Origin of the sequence: Streptosporangium sp. NPDC020072, from assembly GCF_040631445.1 — a bacterium.
Classification (GTDB): Bacteria; Actinomycetota; Actinomycetes; order Streptosporangiales; family Streptosporangiaceae; genus Streptosporangium.
On sequence record NZ_JBEYAB010000001.1, the window covers coordinates 429908 to 451910 of the forward strand.

The 22003-nt window shown below is 71.0% G+C and carries 23 protein-coding genes; 6 read left to right on the forward strand and 17 right to left on the reverse strand.

Translation table 11 applies throughout. The features are described from left to right. Positions 1–255: 255 nt before the first annotated feature. Positions 256–3930 (reverse strand): chromosome segregation protein SMC, encoded by a 3675-nt coding sequence (gene smc / locus ABZ470_RS02060; RefSeq protein WP_362909393.1) that lies wholly within the window; start codon positions 3928–3930, stop codon positions 256–258. 126 nt (positions 3931–4056) lie between these two features. On the opposite strand from smc, the gene ABZ470_RS02065 reads away from it, so the two are divergent. Then, positions 4057–4839: a hypothetical protein gene (locus ABZ470_RS02065; protein ID WP_362909395.1), complete on the forward strand. Its 783-nt coding sequence runs from the start codon at positions 4057–4059 to the stop codon at positions 4837–4839. Positions 4840–4995: 156 nt separating this feature from the next. On the opposite strand, the gene ABZ470_RS02070 is transcribed toward ABZ470_RS02065, so the two are convergent. From ABZ470_RS02070 to recG, 9 genes are all read right to left on the reverse strand, one after another. Continuing rightward, positions 4996–5190 carry a hypothetical protein gene (locus ABZ470_RS02070; RefSeq protein WP_184719995.1) on the reverse strand — a complete coding sequence of 65 codons (195 nt, stop codon included), beginning with the start codon at positions 5188–5190 and terminating at the stop codon, positions 4996–4998. Between the two features lie 188 nt (positions 5191–5378). Then, positions 5379–5654: an acylphosphatase gene (locus tag ABZ470_RS02075; protein WP_352010291.1), complete on the reverse strand. Its 276-nt coding sequence runs from the start codon at positions 5652–5654 to the stop codon at positions 5379–5381. Next, the gene (gene mutM / locus ABZ470_RS02080; protein ID WP_362909397.1) at positions 5651–6517 is read right to left on the reverse strand and encodes a bifunctional DNA-formamidopyrimidine glycosylase/DNA-(apurinic or apyrimidinic site) lyase; all 867 of its coding nucleotides are present in this window, start codon (positions 6515–6517) and stop codon (positions 5651–5653) included. Before mutM ends, ABZ470_RS02075 begins: the two co-directional genes overlap by 4 nt. 36 nt (positions 6518–6553) lie before the next feature. Next, complete coding sequence (gene rnc, locus ABZ470_RS02085; RefSeq protein ID WP_352010289.1) at positions 6554–7288, reverse strand: ribonuclease III; 735 nt, start codon at positions 7286–7288, stop codon at positions 6554–6556. Positions 7289–7498: 210 nt separating this feature from the next. Further along, complete coding sequence (rpmF, locus tag ABZ470_RS02090; protein WP_179824792.1) at positions 7499–7678, reverse strand: 50S ribosomal protein L32; 180 nt, start codon at positions 7676–7678, stop codon at positions 7499–7501. Position 7679: 1 nt separating this feature from the next. After that, positions 7680–8108 carry a YceD family protein gene (locus ABZ470_RS02095; protein WP_352010288.1) on the reverse strand — a complete coding sequence of 143 codons (429 nt, stop codon included), beginning with the start codon at positions 8106–8108 and terminating at the stop codon, positions 7680–7682. A gap of 192 nt (positions 8109–8300) precedes the next feature. Beyond that, complete coding sequence (gene coaD / locus ABZ470_RS02100; protein WP_352010287.1) at positions 8301–8777, reverse strand: pantetheine-phosphate adenylyltransferase; 477 nt, start codon at positions 8775–8777, stop codon at positions 8301–8303. A 16-nt stretch (positions 8778–8793) separates the two neighbouring features. Then, entirely contained in the window at positions 8794–9363 is a 570-nt protein-coding gene (gene rsmD, locus ABZ470_RS02105) for a 16S rRNA (guanine(966)-N(2))-methyltransferase RsmD (RefSeq protein WP_352010286.1), read from the reverse strand. Positions 9364–9782: 419 nt separating this feature from the next. Beyond that, a complete protein-coding gene (gene recG / locus ABZ470_RS02110) occupies positions 9783–11954 on the reverse strand; it encodes an ATP-dependent DNA helicase RecG (protein ID WP_362909400.1) in 2172 nt (723 codons plus the stop codon). A 261-nt stretch (positions 11955–12215) separates the two neighbouring features. On the opposite strand from recG, the gene rpmB reads away from it, so the two are divergent. Continuing rightward, on the forward strand, positions 12216–12401 hold the full coding sequence (gene rpmB, locus ABZ470_RS02115) for a 50S ribosomal protein L28 (protein ID WP_012894387.1): 186 nt from the start codon (positions 12216–12218) through the stop codon (positions 12399–12401). Between the two features lie 179 nt (positions 12402–12580). Next, complete coding sequence (locus ABZ470_RS02120) at positions 12581–13129, forward strand: hypothetical protein (protein WP_362909402.1); 549 nt, start codon at positions 12581–12583, stop codon at positions 13127–13129. 56 nt (positions 13130–13185) lie between these two features. On the opposite strand, the gene thiD is transcribed toward ABZ470_RS02120, so the two are convergent. The 3 genes from thiD to ABZ470_RS02135 all read right to left on the reverse strand — a co-directional run bounded on the left by thiD (position 13186) and on the right by ABZ470_RS02135 (position 16155). After that, positions 13186–13989 (reverse strand): bifunctional hydroxymethylpyrimidine kinase/phosphomethylpyrimidine kinase, encoded by an 804-nt coding sequence (gene thiD / locus ABZ470_RS02125; RefSeq protein WP_352010283.1) that lies wholly within the window; start codon positions 13987–13989, stop codon positions 13186–13188. 34 nt (positions 13990–14023) lie between these two features. Further along, entirely contained in the window at positions 14024–14995 is a 972-nt protein-coding gene (locus ABZ470_RS02130) for a hypothetical protein (protein ID WP_362909404.1), read from the reverse strand. 203 nt (positions 14996–15198) lie between these two features. Then, a complete protein-coding gene (locus ABZ470_RS02135; protein ID WP_362909406.1) occupies positions 15199–16155 on the reverse strand; it encodes a thiamine-phosphate kinase in 957 nt (318 codons plus the stop codon). Positions 16156–16206: 51 nt separating this feature from the next. On the opposite strand from ABZ470_RS02135, the gene ABZ470_RS02140 reads away from it, so the two are divergent. Together ABZ470_RS02140 and ABZ470_RS02145 are read left to right on the forward strand one after the other, a co-directional pair. Next, entirely contained in the window at positions 16207–16440 is a 234-nt protein-coding gene (locus tag ABZ470_RS02140) for an Lrp/AsnC ligand binding domain-containing protein (RefSeq protein ID WP_352010280.1), read from the forward strand. Between the two features lie 17 nt (positions 16441–16457). Next, entirely contained in the window at positions 16458–16904 is a 447-nt protein-coding gene (locus tag ABZ470_RS02145) for a DUF3515 domain-containing protein (protein ID WP_352010279.1), read from the forward strand. Between the two features lies 1 nt (position 16905). Here ABZ470_RS02145 and ABZ470_RS02150 read toward each other — a convergent pair whose 3' ends face one another. From ABZ470_RS02150 to ABZ470_RS02165, 4 genes are all read right to left on the reverse strand, one after another. Then, positions 16906–18015: a D-alanine--D-alanine ligase family protein gene (locus tag ABZ470_RS02150; RefSeq protein WP_352010278.1), complete on the reverse strand. Its 1110-nt coding sequence runs from the start codon at positions 18013–18015 to the stop codon at positions 16906–16908. 50 nt (positions 18016–18065) lie between these two features. After that, positions 18066–19316 carry an aminotransferase class I/II-fold pyridoxal phosphate-dependent enzyme gene (locus tag ABZ470_RS02155; RefSeq protein ID WP_352010277.1) on the reverse strand — a complete coding sequence of 417 codons (1251 nt, stop codon included), beginning with the start codon at positions 19314–19316 and terminating at the stop codon, positions 18066–18068. 148 nt (positions 19317–19464) lie between these two features. Further along, positions 19465–20475 (reverse strand): NAD(P)H-dependent glycerol-3-phosphate dehydrogenase, encoded by a 1011-nt coding sequence (locus ABZ470_RS02160; RefSeq protein ID WP_352010276.1) that lies wholly within the window; start codon positions 20473–20475, stop codon positions 19465–19467. 20 nt (positions 20476–20495) lie between these two features. Further along, the gene (locus ABZ470_RS02165; protein WP_352010275.1) at positions 20496–21209 is read right to left on the reverse strand and encodes a lysophospholipid acyltransferase family protein; all 714 of its coding nucleotides are present in this window, start codon (positions 21207–21209) and stop codon (positions 20496–20498) included. Positions 21210–21275: 66 nt separating this feature from the next. Between ABZ470_RS02165 and cofC the strand changes: the two genes are divergently transcribed. Beyond that, positions 21276–21962 carry a 2-phospho-L-lactate guanylyltransferase gene (gene cofC, locus ABZ470_RS02170; RefSeq protein WP_362909408.1) on the forward strand — a complete coding sequence of 229 codons (687 nt, stop codon included), beginning with the start codon at positions 21276–21278 and terminating at the stop codon, positions 21960–21962. The last annotated feature ends 41 nt before the right edge of the window (positions 21963–22003 follow it).

The following is a 22003-nucleotide window of genomic DNA, read 5'->3' on the forward strand; positions in this document are numbered from 1 at the left end:
TTGGACTGAGGAGAGAGGGAGCGCAGCGGACGAACGACGAGGGAAAGCACCGGCCCGAGGCGCCCAAGCCCGCGACGCCGCCAGGCGTCGCAAAAAGACACGGCTTGGGCGCGTCGGTGTCTGGACTGAGGAACACAGGAGCGCAGCGACGCAGTGACGAGGGAAGACACCGACCCGAAGCGCCCAAGCCCGCGACGCCGAAGGCGGAGCAAAGAGACACAACCCGCGCTGCCGAAGCCGCGCAAAGAGACACAACTAACTTTCTCGAAGCCGCTGACTGATCACCTGGCTGACCCCGTCCCCCCGCATCGAGACCCCGTACAGCGCGTCGGCGATCTCCATTGTGCGTTTCTGGTGGGTGATGACGATGAGCTGTGACGTCTGCCGCAGTTCCTCGAACAGGGTCAGCAGCCGTTGGGTGTTGGTGTCGTCGAGCGCCGCCTCGACCTCGTCCATCACGTAGAACGGCGAGGGCCGCGCCTTGAAGATGGCGACGAGGAAGGCGACGGCGGTCAGCGACCGTTCCCCTCCGGACAGCAGCGACAGGCGCTTGACCTTCTTGCCCGGCGGTCTGGCCTCGACCTCGACGCCGGTGGTCAGCATGTCCTCCGGGTCGGTGAGCAGCAGCCTGCCCTCACCGCCGGGGAAGACCCGCCCGAAGATCTGCTCGAACTCACGGGCGACGTCGGCGTAGGCGGCGCCGAACACCTGCTCGACCCGCTCGTCCACCTCCTTGACGACGAGCAGCAGGTCACGTCTGGTCTTCTTGAGGTCCTCAAGCTGGGAGGTGAGGAAGGCGTGCCGTTCCTCAAGGGCGGCGAACTCCTCAAGGGCCAGCGGGTTGACCTTGCCAAGCTGCGCCATCTGCCGGTCGGCGGCCCTGGCCCGCTTCTCCTGTTCCTCACGCACATAGGGAACGGGGTCGCCGTCGACGGTCGGGACGGGTTCGGCCGGGCCGTACTCGGCGATGAGCGTGTCGGGTTCGACGCCGTACTCGTCGACGGCCTTGGCCTCCAGCTGTTCCAGGCGCAGGCGCCGTTCGGTTCTGGCGACCTCGCTGCCGTGCGCCCTGTTGATCAGCTTGTCCAGTTCGCCGGACAGTTCCCTGACGCGGAGCCTGATCGACTTGAGCGACTGGTCGATCTGCCCGCGCGCCTGTTCGGCCTCGTCGCGTTCCTCGGCCGCCACGGTGAGGGAGGTCTCCAGGCGGGCCAGGGTCAGCTCGGTGCCGCGGACCACGGCCTGGGCGACCAGTGCCTGCCTGCGCCGCCGTTCCCGCAGCTCGGCGGCCCTGGCGCGTTCCTCGCGCTCCCGTTCGGCGGCGCGCAGCAGTTCGTCGGCCCGGCCCGTGAGGCCCTTGACCCGCTCCTCGGCCGTCCGTACGGCCAGGCGGGCCTCCATCTCCGTCTGTCTCGCCGAGGCGCAGATCTCCGCGAGTTCGTCGCGCATCTCGGTGGTCGGTTCGGGTTCGGCCTCCACCTCGGCGGTGGCGGCGGCGAGCCGTTCCTCGATCTCGGCGAGCCCCGCGGCGTCCCGGTCGCGGGCCTCCTCGGCGGCCCGTACGGCCCTGGCGAGCCGTTCGCACTCGGCGGCGGCGGCCTCGGCCGCGGCGCCGAGCTGGGCCAGTCGCCGCGCGGTCGCGGCGGCCCGCTGGTCGGCGTCACGCTGTCTGGCCCTGATCTGGTCGAGCGCGGCCTGGGCGGCGTTCACCCCGGCCTGGGCGGTCTGCACGCCTGTCTGCGCCTCGCCCACGCCCGCCTGGGCGGTCTCGACGGAGAACTGCGCCTGTGCCTCGGCTTCGGCGGCCTCCTCCATGGCGAGACCCGCCTGTTCGGCGGCCTGCCTGGCCGTGGCCAGGTCCGCGACGGCCTCGTCGAGAGCGGCCCGCATCTGGAGGGCGGAGGCCGCGCCCGTTGAGCCTCCCCTGGCGGCGTAGGAGCCGACCAGGTCGCCGGAGCGGGTGACGGCTCGCAGCTCGGGCCACTGCTCGACGGCCTTCCTGGCCGTCTCAAGGTCGTCGACGACCAGGACGTCGGCCAGCAGGTGCGTGACGGCGGCCCGCAGCGCGTCGGGCACGGTGACCAGGTCCGCCGCCCACCGGCCGCCCGCGACGGGCATGTCGGCCCTCCGCGGGACCTGCCCGCCCGTGGCGACGAGCAGGGCCGCCCGGCCCCCGTCCTGGCGGCTGAGGAAGTCGATGGCGTCCGCGGCGGCCTGCAGCGACTCCACGGCCACCGCCTCGGCGTAGGCGCCGAGCACGGCGGCCACGGCCGTCTCCGCGCCGGGGCTGACGGTCAGCATGGTGGCCACCGGGCCGAGCACCCCGGCCAGGTCGGCGGCCAGCAGCGCCGCGGCGCCGTCCGTGCCGCTCGCCAGGCTCAGCTGGAGCGCCTCGAACCTGGCTTCGAGCGCGGCGACCTGACGCTGGGCCTCCTGGTCGGCCTTGCGGGCGACGCCCACGGCGGCCTTGGCCGAGGACAGGGCCGCGTTGGGGCCCGCGACCGAGGCCTTGGCCTCCTCGGCGACGGCCTTGGCCTCCTCGACGGCCTCCCTCGCCTGTGCCACGGCCTCAAGGGCGATTTCCAGCTCTTCGGCGAGGGCGGGGTCGATCTCCGGCTCAGAGCGTTCCTGGCCCTCGTGGTCGGCGCGGGCGCGCTCGGCGCGCTGTTCGGCCTCTTCGAGGGAGAGCCTCAGCCGCCCGATCTCCTCCTCGGCCGCGCCCGCCCTGCTGTGCGCCGCGCCGGCCTGTCCCCTGAGCTTGGCCAGTCCTTCGCGCCGGTCCGCGACGGCCTTGGCCTCCGCGGCCAGGCGGCGCTCCTCGGCGGCGAGCGCCTCCTCGCTCTCCGAGCGTCCCGCGACGGCCTGTGCCAGGGTCTCCCGCTCCTGGTCGAGGAGCTCCTCAAGGACGCGTTCCTGCTCCTGGATCTCCTCGGCCTCGCGCTCGTAGTCCTCCGGGTCGCGTCCTCTGCGCTCGACCGTGGTGTCGGTCGCGTTGCGGTGCCGTTCGGCGGCCAGCCCGGCCAGGCCCCTGAGGCGCTCACGGAGGGACGAAAGCCGGAAGTAGGTCTCCTGGGCGGCGGCCAGGCGCGGCTGTGCCTCGGCCTCCGCGGCCTCAAGCTCGGCCTCGGCGACCTGGCCCTGTTCCAGCTCGGTCTCCACCACCGTACGGCGGGCCAGCACGGCGGCCTCGTCGGCGGTCTCCCGCTCCAGGGTGACACGCAGGGTGAGCACGTCGTCGGCGAGCAGCCTGAGCCTGGCGTCACGCAGGTCGGCCTGGATGACCGCGGCCTTGCGGGCGATCTCCGCCTGGCGGCCGAGGGGTTTGAGCTGTCTGCGCAGCTCGGTGGTGAGGTCCTGGACCCGGGTCATGTTGGCCTGCATCGCGTCGAGCTTCCGCAGCGCCTTCTCCTTGCGCTTGCGGTGCTTCAGAACGCCCGCGGCCTCCTCGATGAAGGCCCTGCGGTCCTCCGGGCCCGCGTGCAGCACCTGGTCGAGCTGGCCCTGCCCGACGATGACGTGCATCTCACGGCCGATACCCGAGTCGGACAGGAGTTCCTGGATGTCGAGCAGGCGGCAGGTGTCGCCGTTGATGGCGTACTCGCTCTGTCCCGCCCTGAACATCAGGCGGCTGATCGTGACCTCGGTGTAGTCGATGGGCAGCGCGCCGTCGGTGTTGTCGATGGTGAGCGTGACCTCGGCACGGCCGAGCGGGGCCCGTGAGGACGTCCCGGCGAAGATGACGTCCTCCATCTTGCCGCCGCGCAGCGACTTGGCGCTGTGCTCGCCCATCACCCAGGCCAGGGCGTCGACCACGTTGGACTTGCCCGAGCCGTTCGGGCCGACGACGGCGGTGATGCCGGGTTCGAACCTGAGGGTGGTGGCCGAGGCGAAGGACTTGAATCCGCGCAGAGTCAGGGTTTTCAGATACATGTCACCCCTCGTCCGCCGCGTTCACCCGTGTTCACTCGCGCTTTCCCAGGCCGCCCTGTCGCTCTCGCCTGGGAAGACTACCGTTCTTCGCCCGCGCCCGCCTGTCCAGCGCCTAGGGTGCCCTGCATGGATGCGGAACGCGGCGAGGGCTCCCCGCACGGCGGGGACGGCCGTCTCAGACGGCGGGCTTTCCTGGTCGGCGGCGGGCTGGCCGCGCTCGGCCTGGGCGGTGCCGCGCTCGCGATCGGTCCGGACGGTTTCCGGAACGCCTACGCCCGTGTCGTCTGCGGAGGCGTCCCCGACCCTCCCGTCGCCCGTCCCGGGGCCCGGCGGCTGAGCGAGGTCGAGGGCCGTACGGTGATCGTCTCACTGCCGCCGCGGCCACGCGACCGGACCGCCGTCGTGATCATGTTTCCCGAGGGCACGGAGAACGCCCGCGCGTCGCTCGACCTCTGTTCCGCGGACCGTTACCTGGCGGCGAGCGGGGGGCGGTTCGCGGTCGCCGCGATCGACGACTGGCCCTCGGCCGACGTCGTGGGGACCGTGCTCCCGCATCTGGAGACCCAGGGGTTCGACACCGGAAGGATCGGGCTGCTCGGCTGGGCGGCGGGCGGGGCGGAGGCCCTCAGGCTGGCCGCGCAGCTGGGTTCCGGCCGGGTCGCCGCGGTGGCCGCGGCCTCACCCGCCGTCACGGCGGCACGGGCTCCGCTGCGTGACCTGGTGGACATCCCGGTCTGGCTGGGCTGCGGCGAGCGCGACGACAGGGCTCCGCAGACGGAGACGATGCTGAAGGGGTTGAAGGCGCTCGGCGCGACGACGGAGGGAGGGATCTCCTCGGGGTGCCAGGACACGGCGTACCGGGTCCGTGTGCTCCCCGAGCAGTTCGCCTTCTTCTCACGTCATCTGTGAGCGATCTCGTCGTACGGCGGTGCGCCGGGCGTACCGTGTGGTCCGCCCGCCGTACATGGGTCGTTCGCCATGCGTGGCCCCGCACGTGACAGGGGTCGGCATGGCAAGGGACGCCCCGGCGAGGCGCCCCTGGACAGTGGTGTTTCGTCCCGGTCTCTAAGTGAGAACCGGCTCACGATCCTGCAGGCGGGTGAACGCCTCGTCGCGGGTGCCGGCCGCGAGTTCGTCGTTCTGGGCCTGGAGCCGGGTGAGCTCTGCCTCCAGATCACGGATACGCTGCTGAAGACGGCGCATCTCCGAGACCATACGAGGGTCAGGACCGCCGACGTGGCCGAGTAGAGCCTTCGCCATGGTAAAGGGTCCTCCACGCTGAGTGACCAGACTGGTTCGCGCACTTCTTGCCGCGGGAGGGGTGCGCGTGGTTCTTATCAAGAGTCGCACCGGCGGAAGGGGCGGTCAAGTTGAACGCTCCGTGTGGATACACCAGTGGGCACTCTCGACAGTAAAATATACCTTATTTTGGGCGGTTTAAGGAAGCATCAGCGCTCAACGAAACCGCCAAGATTTCCTTTGGCCTCGCTCCAGCGTTCCACGACCGCGTCAACCTTTCCCGGGGTCGCACCCGCCCTGAGCTGGGAGAGCAGGTTCTCGCACGCCTCACGACCGCCCTCGGCGACGACCTCGACCCGGCCGTCCTCGGTGTTCCTCGCCCATCCGGAAAGTCCGAGCTCCAGCGCTCTGGCCCGCGTCCACCAGCGGAAACCGACCCCCTGGACACGCCCTCTGACCCAGGCGGTCAGCCGTACGGCCGTCATGCCGCCGTCCCTCTCGGGCGGGGCTGGCAACGGGGGCAGCTGTAGGAGGAACGGTTCATGAACGACTCCCTGACGATCGGCGCGCCGCAGCGCGGGCAGGGTTCGTCCCGCCTGCCGTACACGGCCAGTGAGCGCTCGAAGTAGCCGCTCTCACCGTTGACGTTGACGTAGAGGCTGTCGAAGGACGTGCCGCCCTGCGCCAGGGCCTCGGTCATCACCTCGCGGGCCGCGCCGACCAGCTCGGAGATCTTCGGCCCGGTCAGCGCCCCGGTCGGCCTGGCGCCGTGCAGGCGAGCCCGCCAGAGCGCCTCGTCGGCGTAGATGTTGCCGACCCCGCTGATCAGCGACTGGTCCAGGAGCGCCCGCTTGATCTCGGTCCGCCGGGCTCGCAGACGGCGGGCGAAGAGCTCCTCGTCGAAGTGCTCCTCGAACGGGTCGGCCGCGATGTGGGTGATCGGCTCGGGCACCTGCCTGCCGCCGGCCTCGGCCAGCGGTGTCACCAGCACGTGCCCGAAGGTCCGCTGGTCGACGAAGCGCAGGTCGGGGCCGCCGTCGGCGAAGGTGATCCGGATCCGCAGGTGTTTCTCCAGGGCCGTGTCCGGCTCGACGACCAGCAGCTGGCCGCTCATGCCGAGATGGGCCAGGATCGCGTCCGTCCCGTCGAGGGGCAGCCAGAGGTACTTGCCCCTGCGTTCGGCGGTGCCGATCGTGCGCCCCTTGAGCTGGGCGGCGAACTCCTCGGCGCCGGGGACGTGCCTCCTGATCGCTCTCGGGTGCAGCACCTCGGCCCGCGCGACGACGCGTCCGCGGACCCAGCGTTCCAGGCCGCGCCGTACGACCTCGACCTCGGGCAGTTCGGGCATGCCCCCTCCTTCGGTTCGTGCCGTACGACTCGCGGGTCAGCCGGCCTCGCGCTTGTCGCGGTCCTCACGGATGCGGGTCCATGCGGTCTCGGCCGCCTGCTGCTCGGCCTCCTTCTTCGAACGGCCCGAGCCGGAGCCGTACTCCTCGCCGCCGACCCTGACGATCGCGGTGAAGGACTTGGCGTGGTCGGGGCCGCTCTCCTCCACGTGGTACTCGGGCACGCCGAGCGACTCGGAGGCGGTCAGCTCCTGCAACGAGGTCTTCCAGTCGAGACCGGCGCCCAGCGAGGCGGAGCGGGTGATGAGCGGGTCGAACAGCAGGTGGACGACGCGGAAGGCCTCGTCGAGGCCCTTGTCCACGTAGACCGAGCCGATCAGCGCCTCAAGGGTGTCGGCGAGGATCGAGGACTTGTCACGCCCCCCGGTGCCCTCCTCGCCCCTGCCGAGGCGCAGGAAGCGCCCGAGACCGAGGGTGCGGGCGACACCCGCGAGGGCGCGCATGTTGACCACCGCGGCCCTGAGCTTGGCGAGCTGCCCCTCGGGCAGGTCGGGGTGGTTGCGGTACAGGGTGTCGGTGACGACCAGGCCGAGCACGGAGTCGCCGAGGAACTCAAGGCGTTCGTTGGTCGGCAGGCCGCCGTTCTCGTAGGCGTAGGAGCGGTGCGTCAGCGCCCGCTCCAGGATCGCCGCGTCCAGTCGCACGGAGAGGACCTTGTCGAGCTCGTCACTGACGACCTCGACGGCTACCGGCTTGACACTGCTCATCCCCATGGTTTCTTCTCCTCGCACGCTTGCGGTGAAATGCGCGATGGCGAGGAAGGGAATGAGAGATGCCCGAAGATGTGGTGGGCGCCGGGAGGGTACGCGTCACCGCGTAACCCGGCGTCCACCACAGCCGCGGGCCGACCGCCATCGCATATGGATCGCGAACGGTGGCACCGGCCGGAGAGACCCGGCCGGTGTCCGTCGGTCAGACTGCGATCAGGCGGAGGGCTCGATCACCTGACGGCGGTTGTAGGTGCCGCAGGAGGGGCACGCCACGTGCGGACGCTTCGGCGAGCGGCACTGGGGGCAGCTCACGAGCGAGACCGCGGCGGCCTTCCACTGCGACCTGCGGGAGCGAGTGTTGCTCCGCGACATCTTGCGCTTGGGGACAGCCACGTCAGCTCTCCTGATCGTTGTTATGTTCTGGAACCAGACCCTGCAGCTTGGCCCAGCGGGCGTCGACGACCTCGTGTCCGTGATCAGGCTCGGCGTCGGCCAGCCTGATCCCGCACTCCGAGCAGAGCCCGGAGCAGTCTTCGCTGCACACCGGGCTCAACGGCAGTGTGAGCACCACCGCGTCACGGAACGCAGGTTCGAGGTCGAGCAGTTCTCCGTCGAGAAGCGAGTCGTCCTCGGCGGCATCCTCCGCCGAGTAGAAGAACAGCTCCTGGAAGCTCACCTCGGTATCCGAGACGATCTCCTCCAGGCAGCGTGCGCACTCCCCCCGCAGCGGGGCCCGCGCCGTGCCCGTGACGAGCACACCTTCCATGACCGCTTCAAGCCGGATGTCCAGCTCGACGTCGGTGTCCCTGGGGACACCGATCATGTCAACACCGATGTTCGCCGGCGCCGGGAGCGTGAGACTCATCCGAAGCATCGCCCCCGGTCTCCGCCCCAGGTCATGGGTGGAGATCACCCACGGGGCGCGGGGGTCAAGGCTGTGCGGAGTCATTCCACTCTCATCAGGCATGGCGAATCAACGCCGTCGTGCAAGGCAGAAACAAGAGGATACCAGGGGTCAGCCCCTGAGCCGTTCGACCAGGAGTTCCTGGACGAGATCGGGTACCAGACCGGCCACGCTCCCGCCGTAACGGACGATCTCCTTGATGCGACTCGACGACAGGAACGACACCTCGGGACCGGTGGCCATGAACAGTGTCTCGACCCCGGACATCCGGTAGTTGAGCTGGGCCATCTGCAACTCGTAGTCGAAGTCGCTGATCGCCCGCAGGCCCTTGACGATGGCCGGGATCTGCTGCTGCCTGCAGTAGTCCACCAGCAGACCGTGGAACTTGTCCACGCGCACGTTGCCGTACTCCTTGGTCACGTTCTGGAGCATCTCGATGCGCTCCTCGACCGTGAACAGGCTCTTCTTCTCGATGTTGATCAGGACGGCGACCACGACCTCGTCGTACTGCCGGCAGGCCCGGCCGATGATGTCCAGATGGCCGTTGGTAACGGGATCGAACGATCCCGGACAGACAACGCGACGCAAGGCGAAACCCCCTGCCCTATGGATTCCCGGCGGCGCGACCGTACCAAACGGCCGCTTCCCCGTAACGACGGACCCTGTCCTCCTCGTACCCCTCGGGCCACACCAGGTCTGTGCCCCGGCTCTCGCGTTCCACGACCACCAGGGCGTCCCGTTCCAGCCAGCCGCCGTCCCTCAGCCCCCTGAGCACGGCGTCGACCGCCTCGGCGCCCAGGGTGTACGGCGGGTCGGCGAACACCAGGTCGTACGGCTGCGCCGTTCCCCGTTCGAGCACCCGCTCGACGCGGTCGGCGGCCAGTTCCGCACCGGGCAGCCCGAGGGAGGCGATGTTGGCCCTGATCGTCCTGATCGCCTTGGCGTCCGACTCGACGAGCAGGGCGTGCTCCGCGCCCCGGGACAGCGCCTCAAGCCCGAGGGCCCCCGACCCCGAGTAGAGGTCGAGCACCCGGGCGCCGTCCAGGGGGCCGAACAACGACCCGACGGTTGCGAAGATCCCCTCTCTGGCCCGGTCGCTCGTGGGGCGGGTCCCCCGCCCCGGCGGCACGGCCAGCCGTCGTCCTCCTGCGCTTCCCGCGATGACTCGACTCACCGGCCCATTGTCCCAGCGGCGGCGCGGACCACAGCCCGGCGTGTCGCGACGCATCACATAACCGCAGGTCAAAAGGGTTCGGGTAGGTGATCTAGGTCAAGAGTGGGCAAGGAGTGGCGACGAAAGCGCAAGGGTCGTTCCCCCGGGTCACGACTGCTTGCATGATGAGTCCTGCGGCCTTCGGCGACCCAGGAGAAGGCCGACCGGCGTGATCGTGAGCCCTTCCGCACGCCGGTGCTCTCGGCACCTGACCCGAGGGCGGGCCCAGGCGGGGACGGCATTCGGGGGGAGGCCGTCCCCGCCTTCGGGCGTCTTCTGACCTTTCCCGCCCGCGGCCCCTCCGTGCCGCCCCAGGCCTTCCCTCTCCCGTCAGCGGACGCCGAGGACCCCGGACGCCCAAGGACCGTCTCCCGACGGGCTCAGGTCTTCTCCAGGTATTCGGCGCGCTCGTCGGCCAGCAGCCTGTCGATCTCCATGCGCAGCATCGGGTGCCCCGACAGCTCCGGATCGCTCTCCAGCACGCCCTCGGCGTCGAGGCGGGCCGAGTGGATCACCTCCTCGTCCCGCAGGAGCTGCAGCAGCTTCAGCGACGACCTGCGGCCCGACTGCGCGACGCCCAGCACGTCGCCCTCACGGCGCTGTTCGAGGTCGACCCGGGACAGCTCGAAGCCGTCTAGGGTCGTGGCCACCGCGTCGAGCCGCTGCCTGGCCGGGGTGCCGCCGGGGGCGTCGGTCACCAGCAGGCACAACCCGGGCAGCCCGCCCCGGCCGACCCGGCCGCGCAGCTGGTGGAGCTGGGAGACGCCGAACCGGTCGGCGTCCATGATGACCATGACGGAGGAGTTGGGCACGTCGACGCCGACCTCGATGACCGTGGTGGCCACCAGGACGTCCGTCTCGCCGCGGCTGAAAGCCCGCATCACGGCGTCCTTCTCCTCCGGGGGCAGCTTGCCGTGCAGCACCGCCGTACGCAGGCCGTGCAGCGGGCCCTGGGAGAGCGTCTCGGCCACGTCGAGCACCGCGAGCGGGGGGCGGCGCTCGTCGTCGTCCTTGGACAGGTCGCCCTCGTCGCCCTCTAGGTCGCCGATGCGCGGGCAGACGATGTAGGCCTGCCGTCCCAGCTCGACCTCCTCGCGCAGCCTGCTCCAGGCCCGGTCGAGGAAGTGCGGTTTCTCCGCGGCGGGGACCACGTGCGTGGTGATCGGCGCGCGCCCCGAGGGGAGTTGGGAGAGCGTGGAGACCGTCAGGTCGCCGAAGACGGTCATGGCGACCGTGCGCGGGATCGGGGTGGCGGTCATGACCAGCACGTGCGGACGGCCTCCCCCGGCCTTCTCCCTGAGCGCGTCGCGCTGCTCGACGCCGAAGCGGTGCTGCTCGTCGACCACGACCAGCCCCAGGTCGGCGAACTGCACGCGCTCCTGCAGGACCGCGTGGGTGCCGACGACGATCCCGGCCGCGCCCGAGGCGGCGTCGAGCATGGCCGTACGGCGGGCCGCCGCGCCGAGCGAACCGGTCAGCAGGGCGACCGCCGTACCGCCGAACATGCCGCCCGTCGCCAGGTCGCCGAGCATGGCCGTGATCGACCTGTGGTGCTGCTGGGCGAGCACCTCCGTCGGGGCGAGCAGTACGGCCTGGCCTCCTGCGTCGACCACCTGGAGCATGGCGCGCAGCGCGACGACGGTCTTGCCCGCGCCGACCTCGCCCTGCAGGAGCCTGTGCATGGGGTGGGCCAGGGCCAGGTCGGCGGCGATCTCCTCGCCCACGCTCCGCTGCCCCTCGGTGAGCTGGAACGGCAGGCGCGCGTCGAAGTCGGCCAGCAGCCCGTCCGCGCGGGCGGGCCTGGGGGCGGCGGGCCAGGAGGCCGCGGCCGCGCGGCGCTGCAGCAGCACCGCCTGGAGCAGGAAGGCCTCGTCGTACTTCAGCCGCTTGCGCGCCCTGGAGACGTCGGCGTGGTCGCGGGGCCGGTGGACGGCCGTGAGCGCCTCGGCCAGCCCGGGAAGCTCACGTCTGCTCCGGAGGTCGGCGGGTAGCGGGTCCTCAAGGGGCTCCAGGGTGTCGAGCAGGACGCCGAGCGCCCTGCGGATCGCCCAGGGGGTCACGTCCTTGCCCGCCGGATAGATCGGCACCAGCGCGGCGGCGAACCTCTCGGCGCCCTCCTGGCTCTCGTCGAACATCTCGAACTCGGGGTGGGAGAGCTGCCACCTGCGTTTGTCGCCCTGGCCGAACGCGCCGACCTTGCCCGCGAACATGCCCCTGACGCCGGGCCGCAGCCGGGTCTCCGCGATGTGGGAGGCCCTGCCGAAGAAGGACAGGTAGATCTTGCCCCGGCGGCCGTCGACGATCTCGACCTCCAGCCAGGTGCCGCCCTTGTTGCGCATCGGCCTGCGCATGGCCCTGGTGACCTCGCCGACGACCGTGGCGTGCTCGTCGGCCTGAAGGTCCTCGAAGTCGGTCAGCTCACCGCGCTCGGCGTAGCGGCGGGGGTAGTGCCGCAGCAGGTCGCCCACGGTGCGCAGGTCGAGGACGCTCTCCAGCAGCTTGGCGGTCTTGGGGTCAAGCGCCTTGGTCAGCGGCTCGTCGAAGCTCGTCACCCCAGAGTTTCTACCGTGTCCGTGCGACAGAATCGCCTCGACACCACGCGGGCGGGCCCGGCACGGCCGTCCGGCGGCCCCCGGGAATGCGCTACCGTTGACCCTTGGGACTATCCCCGTTCGGCCAGTCATGGCGGTCCGTGTTGTCATGTGAGGCCGGGCGTCGGGTATTCTCGTCTGGCCAGCCGGTCGTCCCGGCACGCCCGATGACCGCCGCCGACGCGGCGGATCGAGCCTCTCGACTGATCTAAGGAGCGAACCGTGGCTTCCGTCTGCGATGTTTGCGCTAAGAAGCCGACCTTCGGCAACAACGTCTCCCACTCGCACCGCCGCACCCGCCGCCGCTGGAACCCGAACATCCAGCCCGTGCGCGCAGTGGTGAACGGCACGCCGAAGCGGCTGAACGTTTGCACCTCCTGCATCAAGGCCGGCAAGGTCACCCGCTAGCCAGACGCACCCGCGGCCCGGCGCCCCCTCGTGGGGTGCCGGGCCGCGTCGTGCTGCCAGGAGTCTTTTCTGGACATCTCCCCTGAATCACCACCTTGACTGGTTAGTGTCAGATGGTGAGCACCTCTCCCGCACCACTCAAACTGAGCGCCGGCGCGAGCACGGGCTCCAAGATCATCATGTCGGTTCTCGCCCTCCCCTTCGTGGCGCTTCCGCTGTTCGTGATCCTCATGGTGCGTGACCAGCACACGTCGACGGACTATCCGTACTACCCTCCGGACCACTCCCCGTTCCGGATCGAGTACCTGGTCCTGCTGATATTCGCGCTGGTCGGGACGGTCTTCCTGGGCGGCCTCGTCGCCGCCTTCCGTTTCAGGGCGACCCTCACCGGGAGTGTGCTGGAGGTCCGGCGCACGTTCAGGACACGACGGGCCGACCTCGCCACGGCCCGCGTCTGGCTCGGTTCGACCCCCGAGTACGAGGGAAGCGGCGAGCACAGGCACCAGACCGGGCGCACCATCCCTCACCTGACGGCCCGGGACCACAACGGCCCCAAGGTACGGCTCCACCTGCGCACCGTGAACGGTTTCCTGCCGCCGCACGAGCTGGTCGCGCTGGCCGACGCCGTCGAGTCGGGCCACAGGGAGGGCCCGGACGCCGAGCAGGCGTCCAGGACCGCCGAGGTCCTGCGCCGCCTGGGCACCGACCCCATGATCGGGCTTCTGTGAACGGGGCCGGAGATCGGGCTCCGGCGGGACGTCACACGGGCTGAGACCCAGAAGGGCTAACGCCAGCGCCAGGCGTGGTCCACGGGGCCTATGCCGGAGCCGAGGGCGAAACCGTGGGCGATGGCCCCGGTGACGTACGCCTTGGCCTTCTCAACGGCGGCGGGGACGTCCTCACCGAGCGCCAGGTAGGAGGCGACGGCCGAGGCCAGGGTGCAACCGGTGCCGTGGGTGTGGCGGTTGTCGTGACGTTCGGCGTGGAAGCGGAACTCACGGGTGCCGTCGGTGAGCAGGTCGACCGGCTCTCCCGGCAGGTGGCCGCCCTTGATCAGCGCCCAGGCCGGGCCGAGCGCGAGGACGGCGTCGGCGGCCTTGCGCATGTCCCGGTCGTCCTCGACCTTGACGCCGGTCAGCTGCGCGACCTCCCAGAGGTTGGGGGTCACGACGGTCGCGACCGGCAGCAGCCGTGTCCTGACGGTCTCGACCGCCTCCGGCGCGAGCAGCGTGTCCCCGTGCTTGGAGACCCCGACCGGGTCGACCACGACCGGCGCCCCCGCCCCGGCGAGCGCCTCGGCGACCGTCTCGACCAGTACCGGCGAGGCCAGCATCCCGGTCTTGATCGCCTGTGCGCCGATGTCGCCGAGCACCGAGTCGAGCTGGGCGCGGACCGCCTCCGCGGGCAGCTCCCAGTAGCCCTGGACGCCCAGCGAGTTCTGGGCGGTCACCGCGGCGATGACGCTCATGCCGTGGACGCCGAGGGCCAGCATCGTCTTCAGGTCGGCCTGGATGCCCGCGCCGCCGCCGGAGTCGGATCCGGCGACGGTCAGCACGCGGGGAGGGGCGGAATCGGTCATGAGCCCCATCCAACCAGCTCTCGGGCATGCCCGCCGTACCGGATCAGATGACGACGCAGTCAGCCTGGGGGCTCTGGCAGGTCTTGGGGGTACTCGACTGGCCGTCCGCGCTGAAGGTGACGACCAGGTTCTCCCCCGGGTCCAGGTTCTGCGCCGAGTCGAGGACGAGGATTCCGCCCTCCTGCTTCCAGTCGGCGCCGTGCAGCGAGGTGATCTCGCCACCGACCGGCATCTTCAGCGTCAGGCCGTCGAGCTTGCCGTCCGCGGCGATGACGAGCTGGGCGGTGTAGGCCTGGGTCTTCTCCTTGACCAGGCCGAATCCGACGGTGACCCCGGAGGCCGCGGGGGTGGTCGGGGTGGGCGCCGGGGTCGCGGAGGTCTCGGGGACGCCCGGCGACTCGCCGGGCGTGTGCGGCCGTTCGCCGGTGACGAGCGCCTCCCCGGTCGGTTCCGGTGTGGGCTCGGGGTCGTCGCTCGGCTGCGCCTGATCGGTGCGGCGCGGGGTGTGCCCGGTCTTCGGGGTCGGGCGCGCCTTCGCCTCTGGGGTCTCGGGGGTCTCGGGGGTACGGTCCGCGCGGTGCGCAGTGGCGACGGGCGCCGGGGTCCGCGGGGGCCGCGTCTCCGTCCCGCCGGGCTTGCCCGTCGCTTCTCCGGTCGGCTCCTGTGCGGGCTCCTCCGCCTCCTCTCCCGGCGGCGTGGGGTCCTCGGGATCGGTGAGCGAGTCCTCGGGGGCGGGCCGTTCCGAGGAGGCGGCCGCGCAGCCGCCGGGCGGGCAGGCGGTGGTCGAGTCGGCGGAGCCGCTGGTCAGCTGGATGGCCGCGGCGCTTCCGCCGAGGACGGCGACGACCGCGACCGCGGTGAGCAGCATCGTCCTGACGCGCCGTCTCGGCTTGCGCTCCTCTCCCGGCCAGACGGGCTCGGACAGTTCGGTCGTGGCCGACCAGCCTGATCCGAGGAACCCCTTGGCGGGTTCGGTGATCGCGGACTCCTCTGGACGGAGCCGGCGCCCGATCAACTCGTCATTGGTCCCGGACTGTTGGGGGGGCTCCGGAGCTGACTCCGGCTCACGTTTCCCCCGGTTGCGGGGGACGTCTTCCCCATGTCCACCATGGCGGCCCATGTCGCCCCTTCCTCTAGGGAATCTCGGCCGCCAAACTTCATACCATTTCAATAACCGTTTGTCGCAATTTTCACGAATGTCACAGGAAGTGGGAAAATTCACTCCCTGAAGTGATCCCACCCCTCATAGGCCATCGAACGGCCGCTGACCTGCACGCCCTTACCCGCCTCGACCCGGCCGACCACGGTCCACTCCTGCGGCAGCCGTACGCTCTGAGGGAACGTCGCCGCGAGCGCGTGATCGTCCCCGCCGGACAGGATCCACCCGAGCGGGTCCACCCCGAGCCGTCCGGCGGCCTCCTCAAGGGGCTCGGGGATCACGAAGGCCTCCGGCAGGAGCACGATCCCCACCTCGCTCGCCTCGGCGACGTGACCGAGGTCCTGGAGGAGCCCGTCGCTGACGTCGAGCATCGAGGTGGCGCCGAGCGCGGCCGCCCGGGGACCGCAGACGTACGGAGGCGCGGGGCGGCGATGGGCGTCGAGCAGTGCGGCGGGGCCCTTCTCACCGGCGGCGAGCAGCGCGAGCCCCGCCGCGGCGTGCCCGAGCCGTCCGGTGACCGCGACCACGTCGCCGGGGCGCGCGCCGGAGCGGGTGACCGGGGCACGCCCGCCGAGGTCTCCCAGCGCGGTCACCCCGAGCACGACCAGGTCGCAGCGGGTGACGTCGCCGCCGACCACACTCGCGCCGACCAGGTCGCACTCGTCGCGGAAGCCGTCGGTGAGGTCGTCGAGCCAGCCGGTGGCGGCGTCGGCGGGCAGGCCGAGACCGACCACGATGCCGGTGGGGTCGGCCCCCATGGCAACGATGTCTGAAAGATTCTGGGCCGCAGCTTTACGCCCGATGTCGTAGCCACTGGACCAATCGCGACGGAAATGCCTACCCTCGATCAGTAAGTCTGTCGTCACGACGACCCGTCCGTCAGGAGACCTCACCATCGCGGCGTCGTCCCCGGGACCGAGAAGCACGGTCCCACCTTGTGGCAAGCGTTCGGCTATACGTGCGACAACTCCGAATTCGCCGAGATCTCCGACTGTGATGACACACCTCCCGTTCATCACAGGGTACGGTGGCCCTTCGGCACTGATCCAATCGCCCGGGAGGACGTTATGGTGCAGGCCTACATCCTGATCCAGACCGAGGTCGGCAAGGCCGCGAACGTGGCCGGGCAGATCTCCTCGATCACCGGTGTCACCCAGGCCGAGGACGTGACCGGACCCTACGACGTGATCGTCCGCGCCGAGGCCCGCAACGTGGACGAACTCGGCAAGATGGTGGTGGCCCAGATTCAGGCGGTGGAGGGCATCACACGTACTCTTACGTGTCCCATCGTCCATATCTGACCTCACCGGGAGACTCCATGTCACTCCGGTTCGCCCGCTGGGCCGCGCTCGCCTGCCTCCCTCTGCTCCTGGCGGGATGCGGCGGCGCGGTCCGCGTGGACCCGCCCGTTCCCGAGGGAGCGGCCGCCGCCGCGTGCAAGGCCCTCGGCGGACGGCTGCCCAAGACCCTCGACGGTGTGGACCGGGTCGAGTCGTCGCCCGCCTCGCCGTACGTCGCGGTGTGGGGGCAGGCGCGGATCGCGCTGCGCTGCGGGGTGACCCGGCCGTCGACGATGGCCGCCACCGACGAGGTTCCGGAGATCAACGGGGTCGCGTGGTTCAACGACCCCGCCAGGCCCGCCCTGTTCACCGCGATCGGCAGGCAGGCCTACGTCGAGGTGACGATCTCCCGCGAGCACGTCCCGGGGAACGTCCTGGTCGACCTCTCCGGGCCGATCAAGGCGGCGCTCCCCCAGACGGGCTGACCTACCTGAGCCCCGGCGCGCGGTTCAGCGCCAGCTGGATCAGCCGGTCGACGAGCTCCCCGTACGGCACACCGGTCGCGGCCCACAGCTGCGGCGCGACCGAGACCGAGGTGAAGCCGGGCATCGTGTTGATCTCGTTGAGGATCAGCCGGCCGTCCTCGGTGTAGAAGAAGTCCACCCGGGACAGGCCCTCACAGCCGAGCGCCTCGAAGGCGCGCACGGCCATCGCGCGCAGCTCCTCGGCGACCTCGGCCGGAATGTCGGCGGGCACGGCCAGGGACATCTCGTCGCCGATGTACTTGGCCTCGAAGTCGAAGAACTCGTGGTCGCCGTGGACCAGCACCTCACCGGGCAGGCTGGCCCTGGGCGCCTCGTCACCGGGGGACTCCAGCACGGCGCACTCGATCTCGCGGCCCACGATGGCGGCCTCGACCAGCACCTTGGGGTCGTGCTCGCGGGCGAACTCCACGGCCCTTTCGAGCTCCTCGCGGTCATTGGCCTTGGAGATGCCCTGACTCGACCCGGCGCGGGCGGGCTTGACGAAGACCGGCCAGCCGAGCTCCTCGACCTCCTTGAGGACCCGCTCGCGGGCGGTGCGCCAGTCACGGTCGCGCACGACGACGTACGGCCCGACCGGCAGGCCCGCGGCGGCCAGCACCGTCTTCATGTAGCCCTTGTCCATACCGACCGCGCTGGCCAGCACCCCGGAGCCGACGTAGCGGACCCCGGCCATCTCCAGCAGCCCCTGGATCGTGCCGTCCTCGGCGAAGGGGCCGTGCATCACCGGGAAGACGACGTCCACCTGGCCGAACTCGACCGGGATGCTGCCCGCTTCGTAGACGACCAGCGCGTCGCCGCCGGTCGGCAGCGCGAGCGCCGTTCCCGTGGCGTCGACGACCGGCATCTCGCCGTTCTCGATCGCGTAGCGCTGCTCGCCGGAGGCGAGCACCCACCGCCCGTCCTGGGCGATGCCCACGGGGAGAACCTCGTACTTGGACCGGTCGATGGCCTCAAGGACGCTCCCGGCCCCGAGGAGGGAGACGCCGTGCTCGGAGTTGCGGCCACCGAAGACGATTGCAACCCGCGGGCGGGTTTCGCGCTGCTCGCTCATGATGACCGAATGTACCCCCTCTGGGCCGTCATCCCGGCTGTCAGACGCGCCTATCGTCCCGATCCGGGGCCCTTTCCGCTGTCCGGGGCCACCCCTTGGTCGAGGAGGGCGTCCAGAGCCCTCGTCACGTCCATGATGAGGTCCTCCGCGTCCTCCAGGCCGATCGAGAAGCGGACCGCCCCGGCGTCGATCCCGGCGGCCCCGCCGAGCTGCGGATGGCTGGTCGAGGCGACGTGCGCCGCCTTGGTCCTGGTGCCGCCGACCGAGGTGGCGATCGAGGCGATCCTGAGGCCGTCGGCCAGCGCGACGCCCGCGTCGTAGCCGCCGTGCGGGGTGACCGTCACGCAGGCGCCGTACCTCGTCCCCTCAGGGCCCGAGTCGAACAGGTGCCTGGCCAGCTGGTGGCCGGGGTGTCCCGGCAGGCCCGGGTAGTCGACCCGGCGCACCGCGGGGTGCTTGGCCACCGCGGCGGCGAAGACCATCGCGGTCGCGCACATCCTGCGCACCCGGAGCGGGAGGGTCGCCAGCCCCCTGCGGAGCAGGAAGGCGTCGTCGGGGGAGAGCGTGCCGCCGGTGTCGAGACGGACCTCGCCGAGCTGCGCGATCAGGTCGGGACGGCCGACCGCGACACCGCCCTCGCAGTCGTCGTGGCCGCCGAGATACCGGGTCGCCGAGTGGACGACCAGGTCGGCGCCGTGTTCGAGCGGGCGGCAGACGACCGGGGTCGCGAAGGTCGAGTCGACGACAAGCAGCGCCCCGGCCCTGCGGGCGATGCGGTACAGGCCCCGGATGTCGGAGACGGCCATGGCCGGGTTGGACAGGGTCTCCGCATAGATGATCTTCGTGTTCGACCTGACCTCGGCGTTCACCCGGCTGAGGTCGCCGTAGTCCGCGAAGCCCGCCGAGACGCCGAACCTGGAGAGCACGTTGGTGATCAGCGAGTAGGTCCCGCCGTGCACGGGGATCGGGGCGACGATGTGCGCTCCGGCCCGCAGGAAGGTCATCAGGACGGCGGTGATCGCGGCCATCCCCGAGGAGAAGGCCTGCCCGGCGACGTCCTTGGGCGCCGCGGCCCCTTCGAGCGAGGCGACCGCGGCGGCGAAGGCGGCGGTCGTCGGGTTGTCCACCCCGCCGTGGGCGAAGCCCGAGCTCTTCTCGTCGCACATCTCGGCGTACTCGGCCGAGTCGGCGAAGCCCCAGGCGGAGCTGCGCCACACCGGCAGGCCGAGCGGGCTCTGCCGGGGGTCGGCCAAGGGGGGCAGGTGGACCGCGCGGGTGTTCTCACCGTTGGGTCTGCGCATTCGTCGGCTCACCGGATTCGCGCCGGGGGTACTCCGATCCCGGGGCGGGGTGACGGCGCTTCCCTCCCTCGCGGTGTCGGCGGGATCGTACGGCCGACGCCTCCGGGCTCCCTCTCCCGTGTCCTCGGCGGCGAGGACGACAGGGAGGTCAAACGCCGTACCGTTCTGGTTTGAGGGTTCGCGACATCAGCAGGTTCCCGGCCTCGGCGGGAGGCAACCCGTCGTGCACGACGGCCACAACCACCTCCGTGATCGGCATCTCGACATCGTGCTTCCTGGCCAGTTCCAGAACCGACTCGCAGGATTTGACTCCTTCGGCGGTCTGCTTCGTCGCGGCGACGACCTCGGCCAGGGTCATCCCCCGGCCAAGATTCTCACCGAAGGTACGGTTCCTGGACAATGGGGAGGTGCAGGTCGCTATGAGATCGCCCATTCCGGCCAGCCCGGCGAAGGTGTGCGGATCGGCGCCGAGCGCCTCGCCCAGCCGGGAGATCTCCGCGAGTCCCCTGGTCATCAGCATCGCGCTGACGTTGTCGCCGAGCCCCATCCCCGCCGAGACGCCCACGGCGAGAGCGATCACGTTCTTGACGGCGCCGCCGAGTTCGACCCCGACGACGTCCGGGTTGGTGTAGGGGCGAAACCACGGCGGCAGGTGGCAGGCCTCCTGAAGGCGTTCCATGGCGCGCCGGTCGGCGCAGGCGACCACGGTCGCCGCGGGCTGGCCCCTGACGATCTCACCGACCAGGTTGGGACCCGAGACGACCGCGACCCGCTCCTTCGGCACCTCGGCGACCTCGCAGATCACCTCGCTCATCCGCTTCGTCGTGCCGAGCTCGATGCCCTTCATCAGGCTGACCAGCACCGCCTCCGGCGGGAGGTACGGCTTCCACCCGGTCAGGTTCACCCGCAACGTCTGGGACGGCACGGCCAGCACCACGAAGTCCGCCCCGTCCAGGGCCTCGGCAGGGTCGGTCGTCGCGCGCAGGGTCTCGGGCAGCCGTACGCCCGGCAGGTAGTCGGGGTTCTCGTGGCGGCGGTCGATCGCCTCGACGACCTCGGGGCGCCTGCCCCACAGAACGGTCTTGCCTCCCGCGCCCGCGAGGATCATCGCGAATGTCGTGCCCCACGAGCCCGTGCCGAATACAGCCGCCTTGGTCATTTCATCACCGTACGTCGAAGTCAATGGTCCGAGGGCCGCTTGAACGGTGCCGGCGGCGCCTTCTCCCCCCGCAGCTCGGCGAGCTGAGCGGTGACCGCCGCCATGATGTCCGCGGTCGCCGCGCGCAGCACGTCGGCGTGCAGGGGCCGCCCCTCGTACTTCGACAGGTCGACCGGTGGCCCCGCCAGCACGTGGAAGGTCTTACGCGGCCAGAGTCTTGGCCGTTTACCGCCGTAGGGCAGGATCTCCTGGGCACCCCAGTGCGCCACCGGGATCACCGGCGCGCCGGTCGCCAGCGCCAGCCTGGCCGCGCCGGTCTTGCCCTCCATCGGCCAGAAGTCGGGGTCGCGGGTGCAGGTGCCCTCGGGATAGAACATCACGCACGCGCCCTCGGCGATCCTGCGCTCCGACTCGGCGAGCGAGCGGGAGGCCTCCGCGCTGCCCCGGTGGACCGGGATGGCCATCAGCCCGCGCACCGCGCGCCCGAGCAGCGGCACCGAGAACAGTCCGGCCTTGGCCAGGATCGTCGGCCAGCGGCCGTTGTTGTAGAGGTAGTGGGCGACCAGGACCGGGTCGAGCCACGACAGGTGGTTGACGGCCAGGATGACCCCGCCGGTCGGCGGCAGCCGCTCGGCCCCGCGCCAGTCCTTCCTGACCAGGAGCCACGAGATCGGCTTGACGATCGTGACGGCCAGGGCGACCCAGAACCGGGAAGGCCATCCAGGACGTCTCATGAACTCCTCCGTAAGCAGTGATGCGCCCCAAGTGTCCCGGTTGGCCGTACAGGATGTCGAGGCGCGATGCTTAAGGCTATGCCTGCTCCGCAGAGTTCAGCCTGGACCCTCGTCGTGCCGGTCAAGACGTTGGTCGCCGCCAAGACGCGGCTGTCGAGGGCGGCGGGCCCGCACCGGGCCGCCCTGGCCGTCGCGTTCGCCTGCGACACCGTCGAGGCCGCGCTGGCCTGCGCGACGGTCGCGCGCGTCGTGGTCGTGACGAGTGATCCCGTGGCCGCGCCCGCGCTCGCCGGGATCGGCGCCCACGTGGTGGGCGATCCCGAGGCCGGCCTGAACGCGGCGCTGCGGCACGGCGCCACCGAGGCCGTACGGCTGGCGCCCGCCGGCTCCGTGGGCGCGCTCCAGGCCGACCTGCCCGCGCTGCGGCCCGCCGAACTCGCCCTGGTGCTGGCCGCGGCCGGCGAGTTCGACCAGGCGTTCCTGCCCGACGCGGCCGAGATCGGCACGACCTTCTACGGCGTACGGCCCGGCGTCCCGTTCACCCCGGGCTTCGGCGGCGAGTCGCGTGAGCGTCATCTGCGGTACGGCGCCAAGGAGCTCTGTCTTGAGGGGGTCGCCTCGGTACGCCGGGACGTGGACACCCCGGACGACCTGCGCAGCGCCCTGTCCCTCGGGGTCGGTCCCCGCACCCTCGCCGTGGTGGAGAAGATCGAAAGGGAGTCCCCCGCTGGGGGGACTCCCTCTTCCTCCTGACCCGCCCGTGTCCGCCGTGTCCGCCGTTCCGGGCCGGAGGC

Coding starts and splice junctions, on each gene's coding strand:
- thiD (WP_352010283.1), bottom strand. CDS start 13,989: ATGGGGCTCATGACCGATTCCGCCCCTCCCCGCGTGCTGACCGTCGCC.
- ABZ470_RS02155 (WP_352010277.1), bottom strand. CDS start 19,316: ATGCGCAGACCCAACGGTGAGAACACCCGCGCGGTCCACCTGCCCCCC.
- ABZ470_RS02140 (WP_352010280.1), top strand. CDS start 16,207: ATGGTGCAGGCCTACATCCTGATCCAGACCGAGGTCGGCAAGGCCGCG.
- ABZ470_RS02120 (WP_362909402.1), top strand. CDS start 12,581: ATGTCGGTTCTCGCCCTCCCCTTCGTGGCGCTTCCGCTGTTCGTGATC.
- ABZ470_RS02145 (WP_352010279.1), top strand. CDS start 16,458: ATGTCACTCCGGTTCGCCCGCTGGGCCGCGCTCGCCTGCCTCCCTCTG.
- smc (WP_362909393.1), bottom strand. CDS start 3,930: ATGTATCTGAAAACCCTGACTCTGCGCGGATTCAAGTCCTTCGCCTCG.
- rnc (WP_352010289.1), bottom strand. CDS start 7,288: ATGGGGATGAGCAGTGTCAAGCCGGTAGCCGTCGAGGTCGTCAGTGAC.
- ABZ470_RS02160 (WP_352010276.1), bottom strand. CDS start 20,475: ATGACCAAGGCGGCTGTATTCGGCACGGGCTCGTGGGGCACGACATTC.
- ABZ470_RS02165 (WP_352010275.1), bottom strand. CDS start 21,209: ATGAGACGTCCTGGATGGCCTTCCCGGTTCTGGGTCGCCCTGGCCGTC.
- ABZ470_RS02095 (WP_352010288.1), bottom strand. CDS start 8,108: ATGATCGGTGTCCCCAGGGACACCGACGTCGAGCTGGACATCCGGCTT.
- mutM (WP_362909397.1), bottom strand. CDS start 6,517: ATGCCCGAACTGCCCGAGGTCGAGGTCGTACGGCGCGGCCTGGAACGC.
- ABZ470_RS02150 (WP_352010278.1), bottom strand. CDS start 18,015: ATGAGCGAGCAGCGCGAAACCCGCCCGCGGGTTGCAATCGTCTTCGGT.
- ABZ470_RS02065 (WP_362909395.1), top strand. CDS start 4,057: ATGGATGCGGAACGCGGCGAGGGCTCCCCGCACGGCGGGGACGGCCGT.
- ABZ470_RS02075 (WP_352010291.1), bottom strand. CDS start 5,654: ATGACGGCCGTACGGCTGACCGCCTGGGTCAGAGGGCGTGTCCAGGGG.
- ABZ470_RS02135 (WP_362909406.1), bottom strand. CDS start 16,155: ATGAACGGGAGGTGTGTCATCACAGTCGGAGATCTCGGCGAATTCGGA.
- ABZ470_RS02070 (WP_184719995.1), bottom strand. CDS start 5,190: ATGGCGAAGGCTCTACTCGGCCACGTCGGCGGTCCTGACCCTCGTATG.
- cofC (WP_362909408.1), top strand. CDS start 21,276: ATGCTTAAGGCTATGCCTGCTCCGCAGAGTTCAGCCTGGACCCTCGTC.